24 protein-coding genes are annotated in these 23,592 nt (G+C 64.1%); 13 read left to right on the forward strand and 11 right to left on the reverse strand.

Annotated features, from left to right (window positions below):
- Nucleotides 1-31: 31 nt before the first annotated feature.
- From QFZ88_RS11110 to QFZ88_RS11130, 5 genes are all read right to left on the reverse strand, one after another.
- Nucleotides 32-769: a class I SAM-dependent methyltransferase gene (locus tag QFZ88_RS11110; protein ID WP_024922774.1), complete on the reverse strand. Its 738-nt coding sequence runs from the start codon at nt 767-769 to the stop codon at nt 32-34.
- Between the two features lie 7 nt (nt 770-776).
- Nucleotides 777-1,328 carry a chloramphenicol phosphotransferase CPT family protein gene (locus QFZ88_RS11115; protein WP_024922775.1) on the reverse strand — a complete coding sequence of 184 codons (552 nt, stop codon included), beginning with the start codon at nt 1,326-1,328 and terminating at the stop codon, nt 777-779.
- Between the two features lie 48 nt (nt 1,329-1,376).
- Nucleotides 1,377-2,237, reverse strand: coding sequence for a lytic transglycosylase domain-containing protein (locus tag QFZ88_RS11120; RefSeq protein ID WP_024922776.1), 861 nt, complete (start codon nt 2,235-2,237; stop codon nt 1,377-1,379).
- A gap of 5 nt (nt 2,238-2,242) precedes the next feature.
- The gene (gene ispG / locus QFZ88_RS11125) at nt 2,243-3,496 is read right to left on the reverse strand and encodes a flavodoxin-dependent (E)-4-hydroxy-3-methylbut-2-enyl-diphosphate synthase (RefSeq protein ID WP_024922777.1); all 1,254 of its coding nucleotides are present in this window, start codon (nt 3,494-3,496) and stop codon (nt 2,243-2,245) included.
- Between the two features lie 313 nt (nt 3,497-3,809).
- Nucleotides 3,810-3,989, reverse strand: coding sequence for a YdcH family protein (locus tag QFZ88_RS11130; protein WP_024922778.1), 180 nt, complete (start codon nt 3,987-3,989; stop codon nt 3,810-3,812).
- A gap of 233 nt (nt 3,990-4,222) precedes the next feature.
- Between QFZ88_RS11130 and QFZ88_RS11135 the strand changes: the two genes are divergently transcribed.
- The 6 genes from QFZ88_RS11135 (at nt 4,223) to QFZ88_RS11160 (ending at nt 7,884) form a co-directional block, all read left to right on the forward strand.
- A complete protein-coding gene (locus QFZ88_RS11135) occupies nt 4,223-4,426 on the forward strand; it encodes a YdcH family protein (protein WP_024922779.1) in 204 nt (67 codons plus the stop codon).
- A gap of 80 nt (nt 4,427-4,506) precedes the next feature.
- On the forward strand, nt 4,507-5,271 hold the full coding sequence (locus QFZ88_RS11140; protein ID WP_024922780.1) for a carbon-nitrogen hydrolase family protein: 765 nt from the start codon (nt 4,507-4,509) through the stop codon (nt 5,269-5,271).
- Nucleotides 5,272-5,376: 105 nt separating this feature from the next.
- On the forward strand, nt 5,377-5,874 hold the full coding sequence (gene purE, locus QFZ88_RS11145; RefSeq protein ID WP_024922781.1) for a 5-(carboxyamino)imidazole ribonucleotide mutase: 498 nt from the start codon (nt 5,377-5,379) through the stop codon (nt 5,872-5,874).
- Nucleotides 5,871-6,950, forward strand: coding sequence for a 5-(carboxyamino)imidazole ribonucleotide synthase (locus tag QFZ88_RS11150; protein WP_024922782.1), 1,080 nt, complete (start codon nt 5,871-5,873; stop codon nt 6,948-6,950). The genes purE and QFZ88_RS11150 overlap by 4 nt, the downstream gene beginning before the upstream one ends.
- A gap of 132 nt (nt 6,951-7,082) precedes the next feature.
- A complete protein-coding gene (gene ykgO, locus QFZ88_RS11155; protein WP_006203764.1) occupies nt 7,083-7,208 on the forward strand; it encodes a type B 50S ribosomal protein L36 in 126 nt (41 codons plus the stop codon).
- A gap of 91 nt (nt 7,209-7,299) precedes the next feature.
- Nucleotides 7,300-7,884: a tetratricopeptide repeat protein gene (locus QFZ88_RS11160; protein ID WP_024922783.1), complete on the forward strand. Its 585-nt coding sequence runs from the start codon at nt 7,300-7,302 to the stop codon at nt 7,882-7,884.
- A gap of 88 nt (nt 7,885-7,972) precedes the next feature.
- On the opposite strand, the gene pyk is transcribed toward QFZ88_RS11160, so the two are convergent.
- Both pyk and QFZ88_RS11170 read right to left on the reverse strand, forming a co-directional pair.
- Nucleotides 7,973-9,403 carry a pyruvate kinase gene (gene pyk / locus QFZ88_RS11165; RefSeq protein ID WP_024922784.1) on the reverse strand — a complete coding sequence of 477 codons (1,431 nt, stop codon included), beginning with the start codon at nt 9,401-9,403 and terminating at the stop codon, nt 7,973-7,975.
- The gene (locus tag QFZ88_RS11170) at nt 9,400-9,897 is read right to left on the reverse strand and encodes a DUF1036 domain-containing protein (RefSeq protein WP_024922785.1); all 498 of its coding nucleotides are present in this window, start codon (nt 9,895-9,897) and stop codon (nt 9,400-9,402) included. Before QFZ88_RS11170 ends, pyk begins: the two co-directional genes overlap by 4 nt.
- Before the next feature lie 245 nt (nt 9,898-10,142).
- On the opposite strand from QFZ88_RS11170, the gene QFZ88_RS11175 reads away from it, so the two are divergent.
- From QFZ88_RS11175 to QFZ88_RS11185, 3 genes are all read left to right on the forward strand, one after another.
- Nucleotides 10,143-10,940 carry an N-formylglutamate amidohydrolase gene (locus QFZ88_RS11175; RefSeq protein WP_024922786.1) on the forward strand — a complete coding sequence of 266 codons (798 nt, stop codon included), beginning with the start codon at nt 10,143-10,145 and terminating at the stop codon, nt 10,938-10,940.
- A 23-nt stretch (nt 10,941-10,963) separates the two neighbouring features.
- Nucleotides 10,964-11,272, forward strand: a complete 309-nt coding sequence (locus QFZ88_RS11180; RefSeq protein WP_024922787.1) for a DUF1244 domain-containing protein — start codon at nt 10,964-10,966, stop codon at nt 11,270-11,272.
- Between the two features lie 154 nt (nt 11,273-11,426).
- Nucleotides 11,427-12,602, forward strand: a complete 1,176-nt coding sequence (locus QFZ88_RS11185) for an MFS transporter (RefSeq protein WP_024922788.1) — start codon at nt 11,427-11,429, stop codon at nt 12,600-12,602.
- Here the strand turns inward: QFZ88_RS11185 and QFZ88_RS11190 are convergent.
- Nucleotides 12,587-13,474, reverse strand: coding sequence for a LysR family transcriptional regulator (locus tag QFZ88_RS11190; RefSeq protein ID WP_024922789.1), 888 nt, complete (start codon nt 13,472-13,474; stop codon nt 12,587-12,589). The two genes, QFZ88_RS11185 and QFZ88_RS11190, sit on opposite strands and share 16 nt — an antisense overlap.
- A 98-nt stretch (nt 13,475-13,572) precedes the next feature.
- Here QFZ88_RS11190 and QFZ88_RS11195 point away from each other — a divergent pair, with 98 nt between their 5' ends.
- Nucleotides 13,573-14,538, forward strand: a complete 966-nt coding sequence (locus tag QFZ88_RS11195; RefSeq protein WP_024922790.1) for an NAD-dependent epimerase/dehydratase family protein — start codon at nt 13,573-13,575, stop codon at nt 14,536-14,538.
- Between the two features lie 82 nt (nt 14,539-14,620).
- On the opposite strand, the gene QFZ88_RS11200 is transcribed toward QFZ88_RS11195, so the two are convergent.
- From QFZ88_RS11200 to QFZ88_RS11210, 3 genes are all read right to left on the reverse strand, one after another.
- Nucleotides 14,621-17,782 carry an efflux RND transporter permease subunit gene (locus tag QFZ88_RS11200; protein WP_024922791.1) on the reverse strand — a complete coding sequence of 1,054 codons (3,162 nt, stop codon included), beginning with the start codon at nt 17,780-17,782 and terminating at the stop codon, nt 14,621-14,623.
- A gap of 51 nt (nt 17,783-17,833) precedes the next feature.
- Nucleotides 17,834-18,991, reverse strand: a complete 1,158-nt coding sequence (locus tag QFZ88_RS11205) for an efflux RND transporter periplasmic adaptor subunit (protein WP_024922792.1) — start codon at nt 18,989-18,991, stop codon at nt 17,834-17,836.
- 447 nt (nt 18,992-19,438) lie between these two features.
- A complete protein-coding gene (locus QFZ88_RS11210) occupies nt 19,439-19,660 on the reverse strand; it encodes a hypothetical protein (RefSeq protein WP_036257104.1) in 222 nt (73 codons plus the stop codon).
- A 93-nt stretch (nt 19,661-19,753) separates the two neighbouring features.
- Here QFZ88_RS11210 and QFZ88_RS11215 point away from each other — a divergent pair, with 93 nt between their 5' ends.
- The 3 genes from QFZ88_RS11215 (at nt 19,754) to QFZ88_RS11225 (ending at nt 23,589) form a co-directional block, all read left to right on the forward strand.
- Nucleotides 19,754-20,764: an iron ABC transporter substrate-binding protein gene (locus tag QFZ88_RS11215; protein WP_024922793.1), complete on the forward strand. Its 1,011-nt coding sequence runs from the start codon at nt 19,754-19,756 to the stop codon at nt 20,762-20,764.
- Between the two features lie 156 nt (nt 20,765-20,920).
- Entirely contained in the window at nt 20,921-22,504 is a 1,584-nt protein-coding gene (locus tag QFZ88_RS11220) for an ABC transporter permease (protein ID WP_024922794.1), read from the forward strand.
- Nucleotides 22,501-23,589, forward strand: coding sequence for an ABC transporter ATP-binding protein (locus tag QFZ88_RS11225; protein WP_024922795.1), 1,089 nt, complete (start codon nt 22,501-22,503; stop codon nt 23,587-23,589). The genes QFZ88_RS11220 and QFZ88_RS11225 overlap by 4 nt, the downstream gene beginning before the upstream one ends.
- Nucleotides 23,590-23,592: the final 3 nt, after the last annotated feature.

Consider the following 23,592-nt stretch of genomic DNA (forward strand, 5'->3'; position numbering starts at 1 on the left):
GTCAAATCGACCGCTACGCTGAGGTAGTGTCTCAGCGCAGTCGGCCGAACGGGATGATCTCGCGCGCTGTCGGCGTACAGGCGCCACCCTGCCAGTCGCCAAACCAGGTTTCGACCGCAAGCCCGGCCGTCTCGATGGCCGAGGCGACCTCTTCCTGGGACGGAAATGCGATCTTCGATTTCGCCGTCAGCAGCTGGCCTGTCGCGGCGATCTCGTAATAGGTCCAGTAGGTCGCGACATCGACCGCATCCATGCGCACGTCATTCCAACTCTTCACCGTGCCGAAGCGCGGATGCTGCACCGTCTCCTGCGACCGCTCTGGCGTCCATTCACGCCATTCCTCGATCTTCGGATTGCGCGTGTCGAACAGAAAATGCCCGCCGGGCGCAAGGTGCGCGGCGATCGTCCGCAGGACTGCCAACCGATCTTCCTGGGTCAGAAAGACCTGGAATGCGTGCCCAGTCAGAACGATGAGATCGAAGGTGCGCCCGAGGCGAACGGTGCGCGCATCGGCCTCGACCCAATGCACCTTGTCGCCGCCGGGGCGACGGCGCGCGACATCCAGCATTGCGGCGGCCGGATCGACACCCACAACAGCGCGCCCGTCGGCAAGCGCCACCGCCAGTTGCCCGGTGCCGCAGCCGAGATCGAGCACCGACCGTGCCTCGCCGGCCAGCGCCATGCAACGCCTCAGTTCGGCATCGCCGGTGTTCATGAGGTCATAAAAATCGACAAGGGCCGGGTCGTGATAGAGAAGATCGACAGTCATTCGCAGCTCACAATCCGAATTTGTCCTTGATGCGCCGCGCGCACTCGAATGGTGACAGGACGTTGCTATCGACCACCAAATCGTAGTCGATACCACGGTGGACCCGATCGAACTGCCATCGCGCCAATCCGATGAGGCGGTCACCACGCGCCGCCTCGCGCTGCTCAAGCACGTGGAGCGGCGCAGAAACGCCAACCACATGCAGGTCGAAGGCCGACAACAGCTCCTGATAGTCGAGTATCTCGCTGTCGCATAGCACGTCGTCGACGATGAGGTTGTTTCCTTGGCCCGCCATTGCCGCAATCGCATGCCGCATGCCACGCAGAAGCCGGGCGCCGACAGGGCCGACCTTCACCGCCACGGAAGATTGATCGTCGGTCTCGCCCTCCTCGTAAGAAATGCCATCCGGGTGCGTCTGCAACGGCTCCGGCATCATGTCGAGGAAGGTGTCCATCTGGACATGCAGGAACGGTGCCTCGGTGAGTGTCTGCAGCGCCTTGGCGATCGAACTCTTGCCTGCACTGCCGGCACCATTGAGCAGAATGATCCGCGCGATCATCTCCGATACCTCATCCCCGCTGGCCCGTTACGGATCAGTCTGAAAGACTCACCTGTTCCTCAGCACGATGCACGAACCGCCGACGCTGTGCAGCTTGTCGCAGATCGTGTTGGCGGCATGGCGATCGTCGGCGCCGATACGCACCGCATATACGCCCCGGCGCCCCATCGGCGTGCGCACCCGACTCACGACCGGCTCGACATTGGCGAGCAGAACGGGAAAGCGCGCCTGCACCCGCTGCCACTGGCGCACAGCCGCCTGTCGACGGAAATTGCCGGCCACCTGCACGCCCCACGGCTTCACATGGATTGCCGCCATCGGCACCGTCGCTGCCTTGCTTACCGGCAACCGGCGGCAGGCGACGGCGAAATCGCGCTTGGCATCAAGCGGAAGCACAACGCCGGCATAGGCCTTGTCGGAAAACTTGTCGACCGGCTCTCCCATTACATCGAGCACATACTCTTCCGTCTCGATCGGCAGGAATCCGCCGGACCCCAGCCAGCGCGACACCCGGTTCTCGCCGGCATTATAGGCAGCCGCGGCAAGCCCCAGATTGCCGAAACCGGACTTCAGCTCCGCCAGATATTTCGCGGAAGCCGGAATCGCCTGCTCGATGTCGAAGGAGTTGGCGAGCCCGCGCATCTTGGCCGTGCCCGGCGTGAACTGAGCTATCCCTTCGGCGCCGACCGGGCTCACCGCATTCGGATCGAAGCGGCTTTCCTTCCAGATCAGCCGCGCGAAGAAGTCCTTGGGCAGTCCCTGCTCACCGGCATGCGCCTCGATCAGGTCGCAGACCCGCCCGATCAGGCGCTTCTGCGCCGAATGCGTGTATGGCGGATCGGCTCTTGCCACCGGGGCGACCAGCAGCGCTAGGGAGACGGAAAATGCTGCCCCGGCAAGGCGCCACATCGGCGCTATTCGGCCGCCGCCTGGCCGTGCCCGCCGAAACGTTGTTCGATGTAGTCGGCGACCATCTTCTCGAAGTCGGCGGCGATGTTCGGTCCACGCAAGGTTGCCGCCTTGCGCCCGTCGATGAAAACCGGTGCCGACGGCGTTTCGCCCGTGCCCGGCAGCGAGATGCCGATATCGGCATGTTTGGATTCGCCCGGTCCATTGACGATGCAGCCCATCACCGCGACCTTCAACTCTTCGACGCCGGGATATTTCTCGCGCCAGACCGGCATGTTCTTTCGCAGATCCTCTTGGATCGACTGGGCCAGTTCCTGGAAGACGGTCGAGGTGGTGCGCCCGCAACCCGGGCAAGCCGCCACGATCGGCACGAACTGGCGGAAACCCATGGTCTGCAGCAATTCCTGCGCCACCTGCACCTCGCGGGTGCGATCGCCGCCAGGCTCAGGCGTCAGCGAAATGCGGATCGTGTCGCCGATGCCCTGCTGCAAGAGAATGCCCATGGCGGCCGACGACGCGACGATGCCCTTGGAGCCCATACCCGCTTCGGTGAGCCCCAGATGCAGCGCGTGGTCGGAGCGGGTCGCCAGCATGGTGTAGACAGCGACAAGATCCTGCACGCCGCTGACCTTGGCCGACAGGATGATCTTGTCGCGGCCGAGCCCGATCTCTTCGGCGAGTTCAGCCGACAGGATCGCCGACTGCACGATGGCCTCGCGCATCACCTGGTTGGCCGTCAGCGGCGAGCCCTTTTTCTGGTTCTCGTCCATCAGCCGCGTCAGCAGTTCCTGGTCGAGCGAACCCCAGTTGACGCCGATGCGCACTGGCTTCTCATGGCGGATCGCCATCTCGACGATCTCGGCGAACTGCTTGTCCTTCTTGTCCTTGAAACCGACATTGCCGGGATTGATGCGGTATTTCGCCAGCGCCTCGGCGCAGGCCGGATGATCGGTCAGCAGCTTGTGGCCGATATAGTGGAAGTCGCCAACCAGCGGCACATGAACGCCAAGCCGCTCCAGCCGTTCGCGGATCTTCGGCACGGCGGCGGCGCTTTCGTCGCGATCGACGGTGATGCGCACGATTTCCGAACCGGCGCGGTGCAACGCGGCCACTTGCGCCACCGTCTGGTCGATATCGGCCGTATCGGTGTTGGTCATCGACTGCACGACGACCGGGGCGCTGCCGCCGACGATCACGCCGCCGACATCGACACCCACCGACTGCCGGCGCGGAAATGGGGAGGAAAAATACCCGGTCATGCCGGTCGCCTCATCTGAAATGGGTCCGGGCATGAGGTGGAGGAGCCGGGCGGCCTTGTCAATGGCAAGCACCAGCCCCAGCCGGTCAAATCGCCGAACAGCGACAATTTCGCCGCCCATCCGGCGACAAAGCAGACGGCCACGGTTGCAGGGCTGGCAACGGCGAAACGGCGAATACGGGAAAGTTTAGGCTTGAATCCCACCGTCCGATCGACTTGGAGCCGCCGGATGCCTGATGTTACACCGCTCTGGCCGGCGGCGAATGCCGCCGGGGGAGCAGGTCAGCGCCGCAGCGCCGCGATAGGAAACCGCTTCAGTGTGTTGTCGGTTGGGCCTTCAGTTTTTCGATTTCGTCCTTAATGGCCAGCTTGCGTCGCTTGAGGCAAACGATCTCAAGATCATCCACCGATGGATGCAGCAGCGCATCGTCGATTTCGCGTTCGATATCGCTGTGTTTCCGGTGAAGCTCTTCAAGATGGGACGCCAGAGACATGAATGGATCTCCCTTTCATATTCTTGCCAGCGACCGTCGCAACAGCGTCCACCGCGGGCGCCTGCGTGACGGCCAAATGACAGTGTGCCACCATTGTTTCGCCTTGTCGAATACCACGTGGTAGCATTCCACCGAGCGCTGAAATGTGATAATGCGAGCCCGCCGTCGACGGAATGTCGGTGGACCCCGCCCATCAGGCGCGCATGGGCGCCGGAGCCAGCAGAACGGTGGACATGTCGGAACAGGAACAGGCCGAGATTCGTCTCGAGTTTGCACGCTTGAAGCAGGAACACGCCGATTTCGACGCGGCGATCAACGCGATGATCGCCACAGGCTGCGATCCGCTGCAGGTCCAGCGCATGAAGAAGAAGAAACTGGCGCTGAAGGACCGGCTGAGCGCATTGGAAGACCGCATCATCCCCGACATCATCGCCTGAGCGGGCGTTTTTTTCGGAATCCGGTCTGCGCGACGACAGACCCCGCCAGTCAACACTCGATCCGCCATTGTGAGAACAAGATGCGTGTTGCTTTTGTGGAATGGCCGGAGGCACTTGAGGCAAATAGCGCGGAATGGGATGGCATCGCCGACCGGCTCATCGCTGCACGGCCGGATATCCTGATCACCAACGAACTTCCATTCGGACACTGGATTGCCGAGCAACCGGCTTTTGATGCCGAGCATTCCCAACAAAGCATCGACGCACACGAAAAGGGGCTCGAAGCCCTCGCCGGGTTGGGTATCCCGGCCATACTTTCGTCAAGACCTGTACGAGCGGAAGGCTTGCTCGTCAACGAAGCCGTGGCGATCGAGAACAGCGTTGTCCGGCCAGTTCATCGAAAGCACTATTTTCCCGAAGAGCCCGGCTGGTACGAGGCCAGCTGGTATGTTCCCGGCAGCGACGGCTTTACAGCCAGCGCGGTTGGTGGCCTGACCGTTGGTGTGATGTTGTGCACCGACGCGATGTTCAACGAACATGCGCGCAGCTACGGACGTCAGGGCGCCTCCCTCATCGCCATCCCGCGCGCGGCGGGCACGGCGACGGAAAACTGGCTCACCGCAGGTAAGATGGCTGCGATCGTGTCGGGAGGCTATGTGGTGAGCTCCAACCGGGTGGGCCGTTCTCGGAACGGCACTGTCTTTGGCGGCACCGGTTTTGCTTTCGCCCCGGATGGCGCCCTTCTGGCCGTAACTAACCCGTCAGACCCGCTTCAGGTCATCGAAATCGATCCGGAACGCGCCTCCAGGCAGCGCAGCGAATATCCCTGCTACGTTCGCGGTTAGTTTTCCGCCGCGGATAAGGCACGAAGCGCGCCGAAGAACGACCGCGATCCTTGCTCCGCAAGGCAAATTCGGCTACCTCGCCACTTTGCCGCCGGGGAGAGCAATTTGGCCCAGCACAAAGCCGAAGTCGCCATCATCATGGGCAGCCAGTCCGACTGGGCGACCATGCGTCACGCCGCCGAGATATTGGAGGTGCTGGAGATCCCGCACAAGGCGCTGATCGTTTCGGCCCATCGCACTCCGGACCGGCTCTATGATTTCGCTAAGGGCGCCAAGGCCGCCGGATTCAAGGTGATCATCGCCGGCGCCGGCGGTGCTGCCCACCTGCCCGGCATGACGGCCGCCATGACCCCGCTGCCGGTGTTCGGCGTGCCGGTGGAATCGAAGGCGCTGTCCGGCCAGGACTCGCTTTTGTCCATCGTCCAGATGCCGGCGGGCATCCCGGTCGGCACCCTGGCCATCGGCAAGGCCGGTGCCGCCAACGCGGCGCTGCTCGCGGCAGCCGTGCTTGCCCTCAACGACACCGCCCTGGCCGAACGGCTCGACGGCTGGCGTGCTGGCCAAACCGCCAGGGTCGCTGTCGTGCCGGTGGACCAGCCGTGAGCGCAGCGCTTCCCGTAGGCGCCGCCATCGGCATCATCGGCGGCGGCCAGCTCGGCCGCATGCTGGCGATGGCCGCGGCCCGGCTTGGCTACCGCACCATCATCCTCGAGCCGCAGCCGGATTGCCCGGCCGCCCAGGTCGCCAATCGCCAGATCGTCGCCGCCTATGACGATGCCGCCGCGCTGGCCGAACTTGCGGCCTCCTGCGCGGTTATCACCTATGAATTCGAGAATGTGCCGGTCACCGCCGCCGAGGCGCTGGCCGCCACCCGGCCGGTGCGGCCGCCGGCGCGCGCGCTGCAGGTGGCGCAGGACCGCGTCGTCGAGAAGGAATTCCTGAACGGCATCGGCGTTGCCACGGCCGCCTTCCACGCTGTCGACAGCGATGCCGATCTTGCCGCGGCCCTGGCCGACTTCGGCGGCAGCGGCGTGCTGAAGACCCGCCGCCTCGGCTATGACGGCAAGGGCCAGCGCGTTTTGCGCGGCGGCGAACCGGTCGAGGGCCTCTATGCGGTCATGGGTGGGGTGCCGCTCATCCTGGAATCGCTGGTTTCCTTCGAGTTCGAGATTTCCATGATCGCCGCGCGCGGTCTCGACGGCTCTCTGGTCGTGTTCGATCCGGCGCGAAACGTGCACCGTAACGGCATTCTGCACACTTCGACGGTCCCTGCTTCCGTCTCCGTCGCCACGGCCGACGCGGCCAAGCAGGCCTCCATGGCCATCGTCAGCGCGCTCGATTATGTCGGCGTGATCGGCATTGAGTTCTTCGTCCTGCCCGACGGAGGACTGCTGGCCAACGAGATCGCGCCGCGCGTGCACAATTCCGGCCATTGGACGGAGGCCGCCTGCACGGTTTCGCAGTTCGAGCAGCATATCCGCGCCGTTGCCGGCCAGCCGCTGGGCGATGCCGGGCGCCATTCCGATTGCGTGATGCAAAACCTGATCGGAGACGACGTTGCCGAGGTGCCGGCTTTGCTCGCCGAGCCCGGCCTCATGCTGCACCTCTATGGCAAGGAAGAAGCGCGGCCCGGTCGCAAGATGGGGCATTTCACCCGCATCCGTCCATTTGCCAACTGATCGTCGCTTACGCACGCGCCGAAGGTTGACATAAGCCGGGCACCCCGGTATTGAGCCGATCCGACAGGGCGCGTCTTCGGGCGCGCCTTAAAAATTAGGCCCGGAACCGGGCTAAGACCGACGGGCAAGACCATGAAGATCAAGAATTCGCTCAAGGCGCTCAAGGCGCGTCACCGGGACAACCAGCTGGTTCGTCGCAAGGGCCGCATCTACATCATCAACAAGACTGCCCCGCGCTACAAGGCGCGTCAGGGCTGATCCTGCCAGCGCGCCTGTAACAAGGCGCGCCGCATTGATGTCGAAACCAGATTCAGTTTGACGTCCGGCATCCCGGAGATAGAGTCCGGGAATGCGGATTTTTTTCGCCGTTTGCACGGCGCTTTCTCTTTCGATTCCTGTTCTGCCGGCCATTGCCGCCGACAGCACCACGGAGACCGCTGCGCCGCAGACGCGCGAACAGCGGCTCGACCGGCTGTTCTCCGATCTCAAGCATGAGCGCAATCCGAAGGCGGCCGAGCGCATCGCCGGCCGCATCTGGGCCGAATGGAACCGCTCCGGCAGCGCCTCGATCGACCTGATGATGCAATGGTCGCAGAAGGCGATCGAGGATCAGAAATTCGACGTAGCCCTCGATTTTCTCGACCAGGTGGTGACACTCGATCCCAAATATGCCGAGGGTTGGAACCGCCGCGCCACAGCGCATTTCCTGATGAAGAACTACGCCAAGTCGATGGCCGACATCGAGAAGACGCTGGAACTCGAACCGCGCCATTTCGGCGCCTTGTCGGGCATGGCGCAGATCATGACCGAGACCGGCCGCAAGCAGTCCGCGCTGGACGCCTGGCAGAAGGTGCTCGACGTCTATCCGATGTTGCGTAACGCTCAGGACCAGGTGTCGAAACTGTCCGAGGACCTAGCTGGAGAAGCGATATGAGGGAGAGGCGCTAGGAACTAGCGAATAGTAAGGACGAAGCGGGCCGGGGCAGAATCTGCCCCTTTATTATTGCCCGCTCACCAAGCGCTCACTTCTGCCCGTCGGCACCCAGATAGGCGATCCGCAGCATGTTCGTGGAACCCGGTGTCCGCAGCGGCACGCCGGCGGTGACGATGATGCGGTCGCCCGCCTTGCCGAAACCCTGTTCCGAAGCGATGCGGCAGGCGCGTTCGACCATGTCGTCGAGATCGGTGGCGTCTTCCGAGACCACGCAATGCGTGCCCCACAAAAGCGACAACCGCCGCGCCGTGGCCAGGATCGGCGACAACGCGATGATCGGCACCTGCGGCCGCTCGCGCGCCGCGCGCAGGCCGGTGGTGCCGGATGCGGTGTAGGTGACGATCGCCGACAGTTTCAACGTTTCGGCGATCTCGCGCGCCGCCAGCGAAATGGCGTCGGCACCGGTCGCTTCCGGTTCCGAGCGCTGGGCATTGATGATGCCGGCATAGGTCGGATCGCGCTCGACGCGTTCGGCGATGCGGTTCATCGTTGCCACCGCTTCGACCGGATAGGCACCGGCGGCGGATTCGGCCGAAAGCATGATGGCGTCCGCGCCTTCGAACACGGCGGTCGCCACGTCGGACACCTCGGCGCGGGTCGGCACCGGCGCGGAAATCATCGATTCCAGCATCTGGGTGGCCACCACGACCGGCTTGCCGGCACGCCGCGCCGCGCGTGTGATCTGCTTCTGGATGCCGGGCACCGCTTCGAGCGGCATCTCGACGCCGAGATCGCCGCGCGCCACCATCAGCGCATCGGACAATTCGATGATCTCTGCCAGTCGCGCCACGGCCTGCGGCTTCTCGATCTTGGAGAGCAGCAACGCCCGGCCGCGCGCGATCTTGCGGGCTTCCGCCAGGTCTTCCGGCCGCTGGATGAAGGACAGCGCCACCCAATCGACGCCGGCGGCGAGCACCGCGTCGAGATCCCTGCGGTCCTTCTCGGTCAGCGCGCCGACCGGCAAGTCCGTATCGGGCAACGACACGCCCTTCTTGTCGGAAATCTTGGTGCCGACCACCACCGTGGTGACGATGGAACGGCCGTCGGTCTTGACCGCCTTCAGCTCGACCTTGCCGTCATCGATCAACAGCCGGTGGCCGACCTCGACGGAGCGCAGGATCTCGGGATGCGGCAGGTGGACCCGGGTCGCGTCGCCAAGCTCCGGATTGTCGTCCAGCGTGAAGGTCTGGCCGACGGTCAATTCTTCCTTGCCATTGGCGAATTTGCCGACGCGCAACTTCGGCCCCTGTAGATCGGCCAGGATACCGATCGGGCGACCGACTGCGGCCTCGACCGAGCGGACGCGAGCAACGAGCGTGCGCATCAGGTCATGATCGGAATGGCTCATATTGATGCGGAACACATCCGCACCTGCCTCGAAGAGCTTTTTCAGCATGGCCTCATCGGAGGAGGCCGGACCGATGGTGGCTAGGATCTTGACCTTGCGGCTGCGTCTCATTGACTGTTTTGACCGTTGCTTGCCGGAGTGGCGGGCGCGCCCTCCGTGGTGGGCTGCTCGGTCAACTGGACCATCCAGCTGGCCTGCTCGCCCGTGTCGTATTCCTGGAATCCGGCGCGTTGGAAGCCCCGGGCGACGCAATCGGTTACGCCGGCGATCTTGAATTCCTTCTCGGCCACGCACATCGAGATCGGACCATCCCAACGGCCGCCGCGCTCGGCATCTTCTGCATAGAGATAATAAAACCTCGATGACAGCGGCCCCTCGATCAGCGTCTTGCAGGTCGAGCCTTCGATGTGCCACCAGCCTTCGGTGATCCAGCCCGATTTGGCGCGATAGCCGATGCCGACGCCGACGAGGTTCTGGGTGGCGTTGCACACCCTGAAATCGGCCCTGGCCTCGGATGCCATCACCAGCGGCGCCGCGAGAAGCACGAGCAGCGGCAGCAAGAGGGCGAGGCCCTTTCGCGTACGCTGCCGGCCGGCGGATGCCATTCGTGCCCCCTGGTTGATTGAAACTTGCATGATCAGGCGCCCTTTTCGAAGATGTCCGGGCGCATGTCAACGCGCCCCCCACTGTGAATCCAATCGATTTAATTGGCAAGCCGGCCCATGCCATGCCGGACGTGGAAAGTTTTTCGCAAAAACCTTGACCAAACAACGGCATTGCGCGGACTTCCGCTTCGTGGGATCACGCTACCATCCTCCTCCGCAACGCCACCGTTTGATTTCTCTCTGCCATGACCCGATCCACAGTTTTTGCGCCGTTCGACCTGATAGAAGGTGACCGTAGCCGCGGCATCGTGCTGGTGGCCGACCACGCGCGGCGCGATCTACCGGAAGAATATGGCGCGCTTGGGTTGCCAGCCGCGGAGTTCGAACGCCACATCGCCTATGATATCGGCGTCGAGGCGGTGACGCGCGAACTGGCTGCTCTCGTCAACGCGCCGGCGATACTCGCCAATTTCTCGCGGCTCCTGATCGATCCCAACCGTGGCGAGGACGACCCGACGCTGATCCGCCAGCTTTATGACGGCACCGTGGTGCCCGGCAACTATCCGATGTCGGCCGAGGAGCGCGCGCGACGGCTGGAGCGCTTCTACCGCCCCTATCACGACGCCGTCGCCGCTATGATCGCCTCGGTGGCCGAGGCGTCGGGTCGGGCGCCGTTCATCCTCTCCATCCATTCCTTCACGCCCGTTATGCAGGGCCGAACGCGTCCTTGGCATGCCGGCATCCTGTGGGACCTGGACGACCGCGCGCCGCGCCCGATCATCGAGGCGCTGGCGGCCGACAAGGATCTCGTGGTCGGCGATAACGAACCCTATGACGGCGCCCTGCGCGGTGACACCATGTTCCGGCACGCTATCGTCAACGGCTTCGCCCATGCGCTCATCGAAATCCGCCAGGACCTGATCGCCGACCAGAAAGGCGCACTCGCCTGGGCGGAGCGGCTGGCCCCGATCGTTGAAGTGGTCAACCGCCAACCCGATATACAGGCGGTGAGGATGTTCGGCTCGCGCACCGGGCCGCTGTGACGCGCCAAGACGAGGACACCACGATGAACGACCTCAGCGACGAACAGAAACGCGACTTCGAAGCGGCAGCCTTCCGCCGACTGCTCGAACATCTGCGCGAGCGCACAGACGTCCAGAATATCGACCTGATGAACCTTGCCGGCTTCTGCCGCAACTGCCTGTCCAACTGGTACCGCGAGGCCGCCGAGGCCAAAGGCGTTCCTCTTTCCAAGGACCAGTCGCGCGAGATCGTCTACGGCATGCCCTACGCCGAATGGCAAGCCCAGCACCAGACCGAAGCTTCCGACGCCCAGAAAGCCGCCTTCGCGACCAATCGCCCGAAGGATCATTGACGCCGACGACGGGGGCACCCGCGGACGCGAATATCAGCTTCGCGGCCCCGCCCCGTTTCTATTCCTGGACCAAGCCCAATTTCATCGCGGGACTTGACGAAAAAAACGAAACGATCTAGCGATTGAATCGTTTCAATTTCAGTCGGACCGAGCCATGCCCGCAGCCATTTCCATGCAAGACGCCGTCCGCGGCCGCTGGGCGGTGGCTGCGATGTTCTCCATCAACGGCTTTCTCACCGGCAGTTGGGCACCGCAGATTCCGGTCTTCCTGACCAGACTCGACATCAGCAAGGTGACGCTCGGCCTGCTTATCCTGCTGTTTGGCCTCGGCGCGCTCACCTTCATGCCTCTGTCCGGCTACCTGATGTCGAGATACGGCTCGCGCGCGGTTCTGCGCGGTTTTGCCAGTGTCTGCGTGTTCGGGCTGCTGATCGTGGCATTGGCCACCAACGTGCCGACGGCGGCGATAGCCATGTTCCTGTTCGGCGGCCTGATCGGCGGCATGGACGTTGCCATGAACGCCAACGCGGTCTCGGTCGAGCGGCGGCTATCGCGCGCGGTCATGTCCTCGTCGCACGGCTTCTGGAGCCTGGGCGGCTTTGCCGGCGGCAGTATCGGCGGCTTCGCCATCCAGCACTACGGCCACTTGACCCACGCGATCATCGTCACCGTCGTCGCCATTCTGCTGCTCGCCATCGCCGCGCGTTATCTGGTCACCGATCCGCGACCGATGGCGCAGGAACACCATAAATTCTCGCTGCCGAAGACACCCGCCATCTATCTCATCGGCCTGATGGCGCTGATCACCATGATCCCGGAAGGCGCCGTGCTCGATTGGGCAGCCCTTTATCTGAAACAGGAACTCGGTGCCGATCTCGCCACCGCCGGCCTTGCTTACGCGCTGTTCTCCGGCGCCATGGCCCTGATGCGCTTTGCCGGCGACGGCGTGCGCAACCGCTTCGGCGCAGTGACGACGCTGCGCGTGTCTTCGCTGATCGCCTCCTCCGGCATGTTCGTGGCGGCTTTGTCGCCCTGGCCCTGGCTGGTCATCGCCGCCTTCGCCGTCGCCGGGCTCGGCATCGCCAACATGGTGCCGATCGCCTTCTCGGCCGGCGGCAATCAGCCTGGCATGGCGTCGGGAACCGGCATGAGCGTGGTCACAACCATGGGTTACTCCGGCATCCTCCTGGCGCCGTCCCTGATCGGCTTCGCCGCCGAACATGTCGGCTTCACCGCCGTGTTCATGGTCTTGTCCGGCTTCCTCGCCATCGTCTTCCTGATGTCGAACCTGGCGCATGCCGCCGATTTCGCGGCTCAGCCGGCGGAATAGGCCTTCAATGCCTCATGGAGGAAGTCGGCGACGCGACGGATGCGCAGCGAACCGCGCACGTCGCGGTGCATGGCCAGCCACACCGGCAGCGGCGGCAGGGCGAGCTCCGGCAGCAAGGTCTCGACAAACGGCTCCCTGTTGGCCAGCGGCCGCTGGGTGAAGCCGATGCCGTTGCCGGCACGCACCGCCTTCCAATAGACGATCTGGTTGTCGCAGCGGAAGCGGAAGGCACTGCGCTCCAGGGTGACGCCGAAGGCGGCGAAACCGCGGATGATGCTGTCGTCGCGGTCGAAGCCGACGATATCGTGATCGACGATGTCGGCTGTCGTCTGTGGCCTGCCTCGTCGCGCCAGGTAGGACGTTGCCGCGCAAGCGCACAGCGGGATGTCGGTCACCTTGCGCGCGACCAGTTCGTTCTGCGCTGGCCGCACCATGCGGATGGCGATGTCGGCATCCCGCCGCAAAAGATTCTCAACCTGGTTGGATGCGACAACCTCGATCTCGATGCCGGGTTCCTCCAGGCCGAGCCTGGCGGTGATTTCCGGCAGCACATGAGCCGCGACGACCTCGCTGGCCGCGATACGCACCGTGCCTTCGATCGCCTCGACCGAACCCAGTGCCAGCAATGAAAAGGCGGTTGCCCGCTCGGCCACCGCCTGACCGCGCTCATAGAGCACTATACCGGCCTCGGTGAGCTGATAGCCGCGCCGCCCGCGCCGGAACAGCGTGACGCCGAGCGCCTGCTCCAGTTCCGTGATGTGGCGGCCAAGCGTCGGCTGGCTGGCGGCAAGCTTGCGCGCCGCGGCCGACAGGCTGCCGGTCTCGGCCACCGCCACGAAACTCTTGATGAGGTTCCAGTCCATATCCTGCATATTCAAAAATGAATATCAGAACGCCGAATTACGTCAATTTTCATTCGCCCGCGAAAAGAGAAAATAGGGCCATCGAAACCCGAACACGGAGACATTCAATGACCACGATCGCAATCCTCGGTGCCAATGGACGCCTCGGCCGCGCTGTCGGCAAGGCTTTCGTCGAGGCAGGATATGATGTCCGCGCCATCACCCGCAGCGGCAAGCTGCCGGCGGACCTCGCCGGCGCCGAGGCCGTCGCCGCGGACGCACTCGACCGCAACGCGCTGATTCGCGCCACCCAGGGCGTCGATATCGTCTTCCACGGCCTCAATCCAATCTATTCCGACTGGAGCAGCGTGCTGCCGATGGCCAGGAATGTTGTCGCCGCCTGCGAGGCCAATGGCGCGGTGCTGCTGTTCCCGGGCAACGTCTACAATTACGGCTCGCCTATCCCCGAATTCATCACCGAGGACGCGCCGATCCGGCCGACGACCGAGAAGGGACGCATTCGCGTTGAGCTGGAAGACATGCTGCGCACTGAGGCCGAAGCTGGCCGCCTGCGTACCATCCAGTTGCGCGCCGGCGATTTCTTCGGCGGCACCGGAACCGGCTCATGGTTCGACATGGTGATGGCCTCGAAAGTTCAGAAGGGCGTCTACACGGCCGCCGGCCCGACCGACATCGTGCATGAATGGGCCTATTTGCCCGACCTCGCCGCCACCTTCGTCGCGCTTGCCGACAATCTCGACCGGCTCGGCACCTATGAGACGCTTCACTTCCCCGGCCATGCCGTCACCGACATGGACATGAAGGCGGCGATGGAAAAGGCAGTCGGCCGCAAGCTCAGCATGGCCGCCATGCCCTGGTGGGTGTTGAGGGTTGGCGCGCCGTTCGTGCCGATGTGGAAGGCACTCGTGTCGATGTCCTATCTGCGCTTCGAGCCGCATCGGCTGGTCTCCGGCAGGCTGGAAAAGCTGATCGGATCGATCCCGCACACGCCGCTCGACCGCTCCGTTGCCGAAGCCCTGACCGACCTTGGCATCCCGGTGGCCAGCGTCGCCTCGCACGCCGAAGCCGCCTGACCGCCCGGCGCGAACAACGCGCCAAGCAAAAAAGGCCGCCCGGGAAAACGGGCGGCCTTTTGTTCGTCTGACTTCTTGCCGTTTATTCGGCCGCTTTGCGCAGCGCGCCAACCGCGTCGGCACCGGCCACGTCGTCATTCGACGCGGCCTCGCGGCGCCTGAACAGGCGACCGAGCCAGCCGCGCTGGCCGGGCTTGCGCTTGGCGCGGGTGAACACCATCAGCATGGCCGGCGTCACCACCAGCGTCAGAAGCGTAGCGAAAGACAGGCCGAAGACGATGGCCGAGGACAGCGAAATCCACCACTGCGTCGACGGCGCGTTGATCGTCGTCTCATGGTGGAAGATTTCAAGACCGAGGCCGAAGGCGATGGGCAGCACGCCGAGGATCGCCGACACCGCCGTCAGCACCACCGGGCGGGCGCGTTCGCGGCAGGTCTGCAGCACCGCCTCGGTCTTGTCCCAGCCCTCTTCGCGCAGTCGGTCGTAAGTGTCGATCAGCACGATATTGTTGTTCACCACGACCCCGGCCAGCGCGATCACGCCGATGCCGGACATGACGATGCCGAAAGCCTGACCGGTCATCATAAGCCCGAGGAACACGCCGATCGTCGCCATGATCACGCAGGAGAGCACCAGCAACACCGAGGTGAACTTGTTGAACTGCGCCAGCAGCACCAGGAAGATCAGGAAGATCGCCGCGCCGAACGCCTTCGACAGGAAGGAACTGGCTTCCGCGCTGTCCTTGTTAGAACCGGCGAGCTTCCAGCGGAAGTGCGAAGGCAGGCCCATGTCGGCAATCGCCTTGGTCACCTCGGCCTGCACGGCCGCCACTTGCCCTCCGGCGGCAACGTTGGCCTGCACCACCACGGTGCGGGCGCTGTCGATGCGGTGCAGCGTGCCGACGCGCGGCTCCGGCTTGCGGACGACGAAATTCGAGATCGGCACCGAACCCTGGCTGGTCTGCACGCGCAGTTCGTCCAGCGTCGACAGCGTGCGCCGATCTTCCGGCAGCCGCAGGCGGATGTCGACGGCATCGTCGGCACCGGCCGGGCGGTATTCGCTGAGCTTCAGCCCGTTGGTAACGAGTTGCACGACGGTGCCAACCGAGGTCGGATTGACGCCGTATTGCGCCGCCTTGCTGCGGTCGACCTCCAGCGCCCAGTCGATGCCGGGCGGCGGCAGGCCATCCGACACGTCGATGACATGCGGCACTTTGGCGACGCGGGCGGCGACGTCGCGCGCCACTTTCTCGATGCCAGCCGGATCGGCGGCCGAAATACGCACCTGAATAGCCTTGCCGGTTGGCGGGCCGGCTTCCGGCACGCGCACTTCCACGTCGACGCCAGGAATGCCGGCCATAACTTCGCGCAATTCGTGCAGGATCTGATTGGCCGACTTGCGCTCGCGCCAGTCGACGAACTCATACTGGATGACGCCGACGACGTCTTCGGGAATGTCGGCGCCGCCGCCTTGAGTCTTGCCGACACGGGTATAGACCGATTTGATCCCCGGCCAGCCAACCAGCTTGTTTTCGGCAATGCGCGTCGCCGCGTCCATCTCGGCCAATGAGAGGTTGCCGCGCGCATGCACATAGAGAAGGCCGTAGTCCGGCTCGACATTCGGGAAGAATTCGACGCCGGCGCCGTATTTGGAATAAGCGACCTGCACGCCGACCAGGAGCACGACCGTCAGCATCAGCACCGTCTTCGGGTACTGCACGGCCTTGCGCACCAGCGCCATATAGGCGCCGTCCTTGCGCTCTTCCTCGCTGTGCAATTCGGCCTTGGCGAATATGGCGCCGAGCGTCGGCGTGAACACCAGCGCATAAAGCATCGAGGCCGCCAGCGTGACGATCAGCGTGATCGGCAGGTATTTCATGAAGTCGCCGATGATGCCCGGCCAGAACAAGAGCGGCGAGAAGGCGGCGATACGCGTCATGGTAGCCGCGATGACCGGACCGGCCATGCGCTTGGCGGCAAGCGCGAAGGCTTCTTCCTTCGGCATGCCTTCCGTCATGCGCCGCTCGGCGAATTCGGTGACGATGATGGCATCGTCCACCAGCATGCCGACGGCCAGGATCAGGCTGAACAGCACGATCATGTTGATCGTGTAGCCCATCATGGCAAGTAGCAGGATACCGATCAGGAACGATGACGGGATGGCCAGACCGATGAGCAGCGAGGCGCGTCCCGACAGCGCGTAGAGGATGACGATGAAGACCAGGATGACGGCGATCATCACGTGGTTCTGCAGATCGTTGAGAAGCTGCTTCACGAAGACGGACTTGTCCTGCGTGTAGGTGACTTCCATGCCCGGCGGTGCGACCTTGACGAACTCGTCGGCGACCTTCTTCGCGCCCTCGATCGTCTCGACGATGTTGGCGCCGATGCGCTTCTTCACTTCGATGGCGATGGCCGGCTTGCCGTCCAGCCGGGTGATGGTTTCGGCGTCCTTGAAAGTGGAGCGGATGGTCGCGACATCCTTCGCCTGCACCACGGCGTTCGGCCGCGCCACCACCGGCAGGTTGGCGACGTCTTCCGGTGTCTCGATGAGCGATGGCACCTTGACCGCGTATTTGCCTTCCGCGCCCTCGATATTGCCGGCCGCGACCAGGCTGTTGGACGCGCCGACGCCCTGCATCAGTTGATCAAGCTGCAACCCGTATGAGGAAAGCTTGACCGGATCGACGACGACTTCGACGAGGTCCTTGCGCGCGCCTTGCAGCGTGCCTTCCAGCACGCCCGGAACTTCCTCGATGCGGTCGCGCAATTCGCGCGCGGCGGCGGTCAGCACACGCTCGGGCACATGGCCGGAGAGAGTAACGACCAGCACCGGGAATTCGGAAATATTGACCTCGTTGACCGTCGGCTCCTCCGCCGCCTGCGGCAGATCGGCTTTGGCATCCTGCACCTTGGAGCGCGTGTCCTGCAGCGCCTGGGACAGATCGGTCGAGGGATCGAACTCGACCAGCACATAGCCACCGCCCTGGAATGCGGCCGAACGCATTTCCTTCAGGCCCTTCAGGCTTTTGAGCTTGGTCTCGACGGGTCTCAGCAGCAGCCGCTCGGAATCTTCCGGCGAGATGCCCTGATAGACCAGGGAAACATACATCATCGGAATCGGAACGTCCGGTTCGGCTTCCTTGGGCACCGACATATAGGCAATGGCGCCTGCGAGCAGCAGGAACACCAGCACCGAAATGGTCAGCCGCGCATTCTTGATGGCAAGCGTGACGATATCCATGGGGTCAGATCCCGTAAGTGGATGAGGACCGATCGGCCCGGATAAAAGCGACTAGAGCGCACCGGAGGCGGCATCGCCGCCGACCAGCTTCTTGATTTCCTGCAGATCGGCTTCGACTGGCTGCACGACATCGCCTTCGGCAACCAGCTCCTGGCCAGCGACAATGACCCGCGCATCGGCAGGAATGCCGCCGAGCACCAGGCCGTTCGGCATGTCGTCGACCAGATCGATCGGGAAGAAGGCGACCTTGTTGTCCTTGCCGACGGCGCGGATGCCGAGGTCGCCCTTGTTGCTCAGCGTCACCACCGAGCGCGGCAGCACGATCGCATCGGTCGGCTTGGCCGCAAGCGTGATCTCGGCCGTCATGCCAGCAGGGATCGCGCCATCGCCATTCGGGATGGCGATCTCGACACGGAAGGTACGGGTGGCGGTTGAGGCATCGCGGCTGATGTAGCGCACGGTCCCTTCCGCGACCTGGCCGCTGACCAGGCGCACATTGGCCTTGTCGCCGATCTTGAGATAGCCAAGGTCGCGCTCGCTGACTTCGCCGCGGGCGATCACCGGATCGAGGCTGAGGATCGTCGCCACCTCGCCGCCAAGCGGCACGGCGCTGCCGAGCTGGACCGGAATACGGTCGATGACGCCATCGAATGGCGCCTTCACTTCCTTGCGTGCCAGTTCCATTTCAGCGGCGTCGAGCAGCGATGTCGCCAATGCCAGCGCCGAGCGGGCGCTGTCCAGCTGGAGCTTGGCCAGATTGCCGGTCTTGGCCAGCCGCTCGGCCGCATCCAGCTCCGCCTGGCGCTGCCCCTTCAACTGCCGGGCGTTCTCGACGGCGGAAACCTTCTCCTCGGCGTGGAGCTTCAGCACGACATCGCCGATCTTGACGCGGTCGCCCTGCTTCACCGGCAATTCGCCGATAATACCGGCGACACGGGTCGCGAGCACCGCGCGCTTATCGGCTTCGGTGATACCGGAAACGCGGATAGCGCGCGCATGTTCGCTGCGCGGCGGCGTCACCACCTTGACGATGCGCAGCGAGACTTTCTGCTCGGTCGGGCCAGACTTCGCTTTCGCATCGGTCCCGGCCTTTGGCTGGTCGGCGTTCGACGCGCTGCCAACGGATGAGAAATGCCCCGTGGCCACCCAGGCGGCGAAGCCGACGAGCACCACAATGGCAGCAACCTTATGAAACCTGATTTTCGGCATCATCGTCTTCCGGTATGAGCGTGAACCCCCGCCGCGTCGCCGGTCGGCGCGCTGGATATGGGGATGCGCATCGCCTTGTTCAAATTACCGTGATCGGCGGCGCGCGGTTTTTACATGAAAGTTGCTTATTAGACAGTGGTAAAAATAGGTGCGGTTACCTTCAGGTGCCCACCCGCACCGCAACGGCCAATGATTTTCGCGCGATTGCGGCATGTTTGTACCGGGAAGGCAAAAGACTTTCCCAGCGGATTGCTGCACGGCTCCCGCCTCCCCAGCGAGCACGGCAACCCCTGCCGCTTTGTCTGCTTGACGCCGCCTTGCTGATAGTTGCGATCGCTTCGTCAGCCGCTTGAAGAACCGGCAAATCACCCAGCGATGCCTGTAGCGATGACATCATAACCAGCTGGAAACGCGGCATTATTCCTATCTTTCCTGCTGAACGGCCAGTCAGCGAACCTTTGCACAACCCAGCTCTGGAGGCGCGACGAGCAACGCTCGTGCGAAGTTGGAAACCGCGAATCGCCGGCTGCGAACGGTGGTCGCGTGCTGGCGTTCGGCAGGTGTCACAACGCCACCTCGGGTCGACTGGATGCCGAAATTTTGGCAGCAGGCGTCAGGATGATGAAGCGGCGTGCGCTCGAACAGGCCTTTCACGACAATGGTCGTCATGACGCAGGTGTCCCGCGCGACAAATTCTTGACTCAGACGATCATGTATCGATAGCTGCTGCCGCGATTGGTTCGTTCAACCGAGGAGAACATGATGAAGTCCATTCTTTCGATGCTGGCTGGCGCGGCTGCGCTGACGGCCGGTTTCACCGCTTTGCCGGTTACGGCCGCCGACGCGGAAGGCATCGTCGTCTACAATGCCCAGCACGAAAGCCTCGGCAAGGAATGGGCCGAAGCCTTCACCAAGGAAACCGGTATCAAGGTGACGCTACGCAATGGCGGCGACAGCGAGTTCTCCAACCAGATCGTCGCCGAAGGCAAGGCCTCGTCCGCCGACGTCTTCCTGACCGAGAATTCGCCGGCCATGGCACTGGTTGACGCCGCCGGCCTGTTCGCGCCGATCGAGGCCGACACGCTGGCGCTGGTGCCTGACCAGTACCGCCCGTCCGACAGCAAGTGGGTCGGCATCGCCGCCCGCAGCACCGTATTCGTCTACAACAAGGACAAGCTGAAGGAAGACCAGCTGCCGAAGTCGCTGCTCGACCTCGCCGATGCCAAGTGGAAGGGCCGTTGGGGCGCTTCGCCGTCCGGCGCCGATTTCCAGGCCATCGTCTCCGCCTTGCTCGAATTAAAGGGCGAGGAAGCCACCGCCACCTGGCTGAAGGCCATGAAGGAGAACTTCAAGCCGTTCAAAGGCAACAGCACCGTGATGAAGGCGGTCAACGCCGGTCAGGTCGAAGGCGGCGTGATCTATCACTATTACTATTTCGGCGATCAGAATAAGACCGGCGAGAACAGCAAGAACATCGGCATGCACTATTTCAAGAACCAGGATCCGGGCGCGTTCGTCTCAATCTCGGGTGCCGGCGTGCTGGCTTCGTCCAAGCATCAGAAGGAAGCCCAGGCTTTCGTCAAATGGCTGGCCGGCAAGGGCGGCCAGGAGATCCTGAAGACCGGCACGTCCTTCGAATACGCGGTCGGCAAGGACGCGCAGTCGAACACCAAGCTGGTTCCGCTTGCCGACCTGCAGGCGCCCAAGATCGACCCGCAGAAGCTGAACTCCAAGAAGGTGACCGACCTGATGACGGCGGCTGGCTTGCTTTAGCCGGCATTCGTCCTAAAAGGACTTCGCCGACAACGCTCCCGCGGTCCCCGCGGGAGCATTTCGTTTCCGAGATACTGTTCTTGATGCCCGAACCCGCCGCAATCCACCCTTCAAAGGCTGCTCGCCACAGGCAGGCGCGGCTATGCGGGTGACTTGATGGTGGCCTCGGGCGAACTCGCACGGACCGGTGTGTCGGTCCGTTCGACCGGCCGGCGGACGCCGCGCCGCGCCTTCCCGCTGATCTCGCTGGCCGCCGTCGCCGTTTCGGCCCTCGCGCTCCTGCCGCTCGGCTTCGTCGTCTTCATCGCCGTCCAGACCGGCTGGGAAACCGTCGTACAGTTGGTCTTCCGGCCACGCGTCGGCGAACTTCTGGTCAACACCGTGCTCCTGGTCCTGCTGACGGTACCGATCTGCGCGGTGCTGTCGGTGGCGCTCGCCTGGCTGACCGAGCGCAGCGATCTGCCCGGCGCCCGGCTCTGGTCCTGGCTCGCGGTGGCGCCGCTCGCCGTGCCCGCCTTCGTGCATTCTTATGCCTGGGTCACGCTATGGCCCGGTCTCAACGGCCTGTTTGCCGGCGTGCTGGTGTCGGTGATCGCCTATTTCCCGTTCCTTTATCTGCCGGTGTCGGCCGCCTTCCGCCGCCTCGATCCAGCTCTGGAGGACGCGGCCGCCTCGCTGGGGCTGAGCCCCTGGCGCGTATTCTTCCGCGTGGTGCTGCCACAGCTGCGGCTGGCGCTGTGCGGCGGCGCGCTGCTGGTCGGCCTGCATCTGCTCGCCGAATACGGGCTTTACGTCTTCGTCCGTTTCGACACGTTCACCACGGCGATCGTCGACCAGTTCCAATCGACCTTCAACGGCCCTGCCGCCAACATGCTGGCGGGCGTTCTGGTCGCCTGCTGCCTAGTGCTGCTGACGCTTGAAGTGCTGGTGCGCGGCGAGGAGCGTTATGCCCGCGTCGGTTCGGGTGCTGCGCGCCTGAAGCCACGCACCGTGCTCGGCCGCGCCACCCTGCCCTGCTTGCTGTTGCCGGTTGCCGTCACGGCGCTGACGCTGGGCGTGCCGTTCCTCACCATTGGCAGCTGGCTCCTCGCCGGAGGCGTCGAGGTCTGGCGTATCGACGAGATCGGGCTGGCGCTCGGCCAGACCCTGCTTCTTGCTGTTGCCGGCGGTGTGCTGGCGACGATTGCAGCCACGCCGATGGCCTGGCTGTCGATCCGCGCACCCGGCCGCCTGCAGCGCGTGCTGGAAGGCTGCAACTACGTGGTTGGCGCCCTGCCCGGCGTTGTGGTGGCGCTGGCGCTGGTTACGATTGCCGTGCGTGTCGTGCAGCCGCTCTACCAGACGCTGGCCACCATCCTGTTCGCCTATGTGCTGATGTTCCTGCCGCGCGCGCTGGTGTCGTTGCGTGCCTCAATCGCCCAGGCGCCCGTGGAACTGGAGCGCGCCGCCGGCAGTCTCGGCCGTTCGCCGCTGAGGGCGCTGTGGGCGACGACGATCCGCCTGTCGGCGCCGGGTGCAGCCGCGGGCATGGCACTCGTCGCGCTCGGCATCATGAACGAACTTACCGCAACCCAGATGCTGGCGCCCAACGGCACCCGCACGCTGGCAATGGCGTTCTGGAGTTACAGCGGCGAGATCGACTATGCCGCCGCCGCACCCTATGCGGCGATCATGGTGGCGTTGTCGCTGCCCCTGACCTGGCTGCTCTATATGCAGTCGAAGCGAATGGCCGGCCAATGAGCTTTCTGGAAATCACCTCGCTGGCCAAATCCTACGGCCCGGTCGCGGCCGTCGCCGGCATCGACTTGACCGTTGCCGCCGGCAGCCGAACCGCGATCGTCGGCCCCTCCGGCTGCGGCAAGACCACGCTGTTGCGCCTGATCGCCGGCTTCGAGACGCCCGATGCCGGCCGTATCGCGCTGGCTGGCCAGACCCTCGCCAATGGCGGGACGGCAGTGCCGGCGCATCTGCGTGGTATCGGCCTGGTGGCACAGGACGGCGCGTTATTCCCGCATCTGTCGATCGCCGGCAATATCGGCTTCGGCATGGACAAGCACGAAGCGAAGCGCGACGAACGCATCGCCGAGCTCGCCTACATCGTCGGGCTGGACAAGGGCGTGCTCAAGCGCCGGCCTCACCAGCTGTCCGGTGGCCAGCAGCAGCGCGTGGCACTGGCACGCGCCATGGCGATGAAACCGCGCCTGATGCTGCTCGACGAACCGTTCTCGGCACTCGACACCGGCCTGCGCGCCTCCATGCGCAAGGCGGTGGCCGAAATGCTGGAAAGCGCCGGCATCACCACCATCCTGGTCACCCACGACCAGGCCGAGGCCCTGTCCTTCGCCGACCAGGTCGCGGTCATGCGCGAAGGGCGCTTCTCGCAGATTGGCACACCGCGCGACCTTTACCTCAAGCCGAAGGACCGCATGGTTGCCGAGTTCCTCGGCGATACAATCGTTTTGTCGGCCAAGATCGGCGGTGGTTTTGCCGAAACGCGGCTCGGCCGCATCGCCGTCGACGGCAAGGAACGACACGACCTTGCCCGCATCATGCTGAGGCCCGAACAGGTGATGCTGGCACCGGCCTCCCGCGCCGATCTCGACGCCGCGTCGAAGCCCGGCGTGCTGTTTGGAGAAGTCACCGAATCGGAATTCGGCGGCTCGGCCTGCACCGTCGCGGTCAAGCTTTTGAACAGCCCCGATCCGCCCGAGGCGGCCGCCATCGGCAACACCCCGCTCATCTTGAGGAAACCCGGCCTCGACGCGCCGTCCGTGGGCGACATCGTGCGCATCAGCGTCGTCGGCAAGGCGCACGTGTTTTCTTAAGAA

Source organism: Mesorhizobium sp. YL-MeA3-2017, from assembly GCF_030814575.1.
Taxonomy (GTDB): domain Bacteria; phylum Pseudomonadota; class Alphaproteobacteria; order Rhizobiales; family Rhizobiaceae; genus Mesorhizobium; species Mesorhizobium terrae.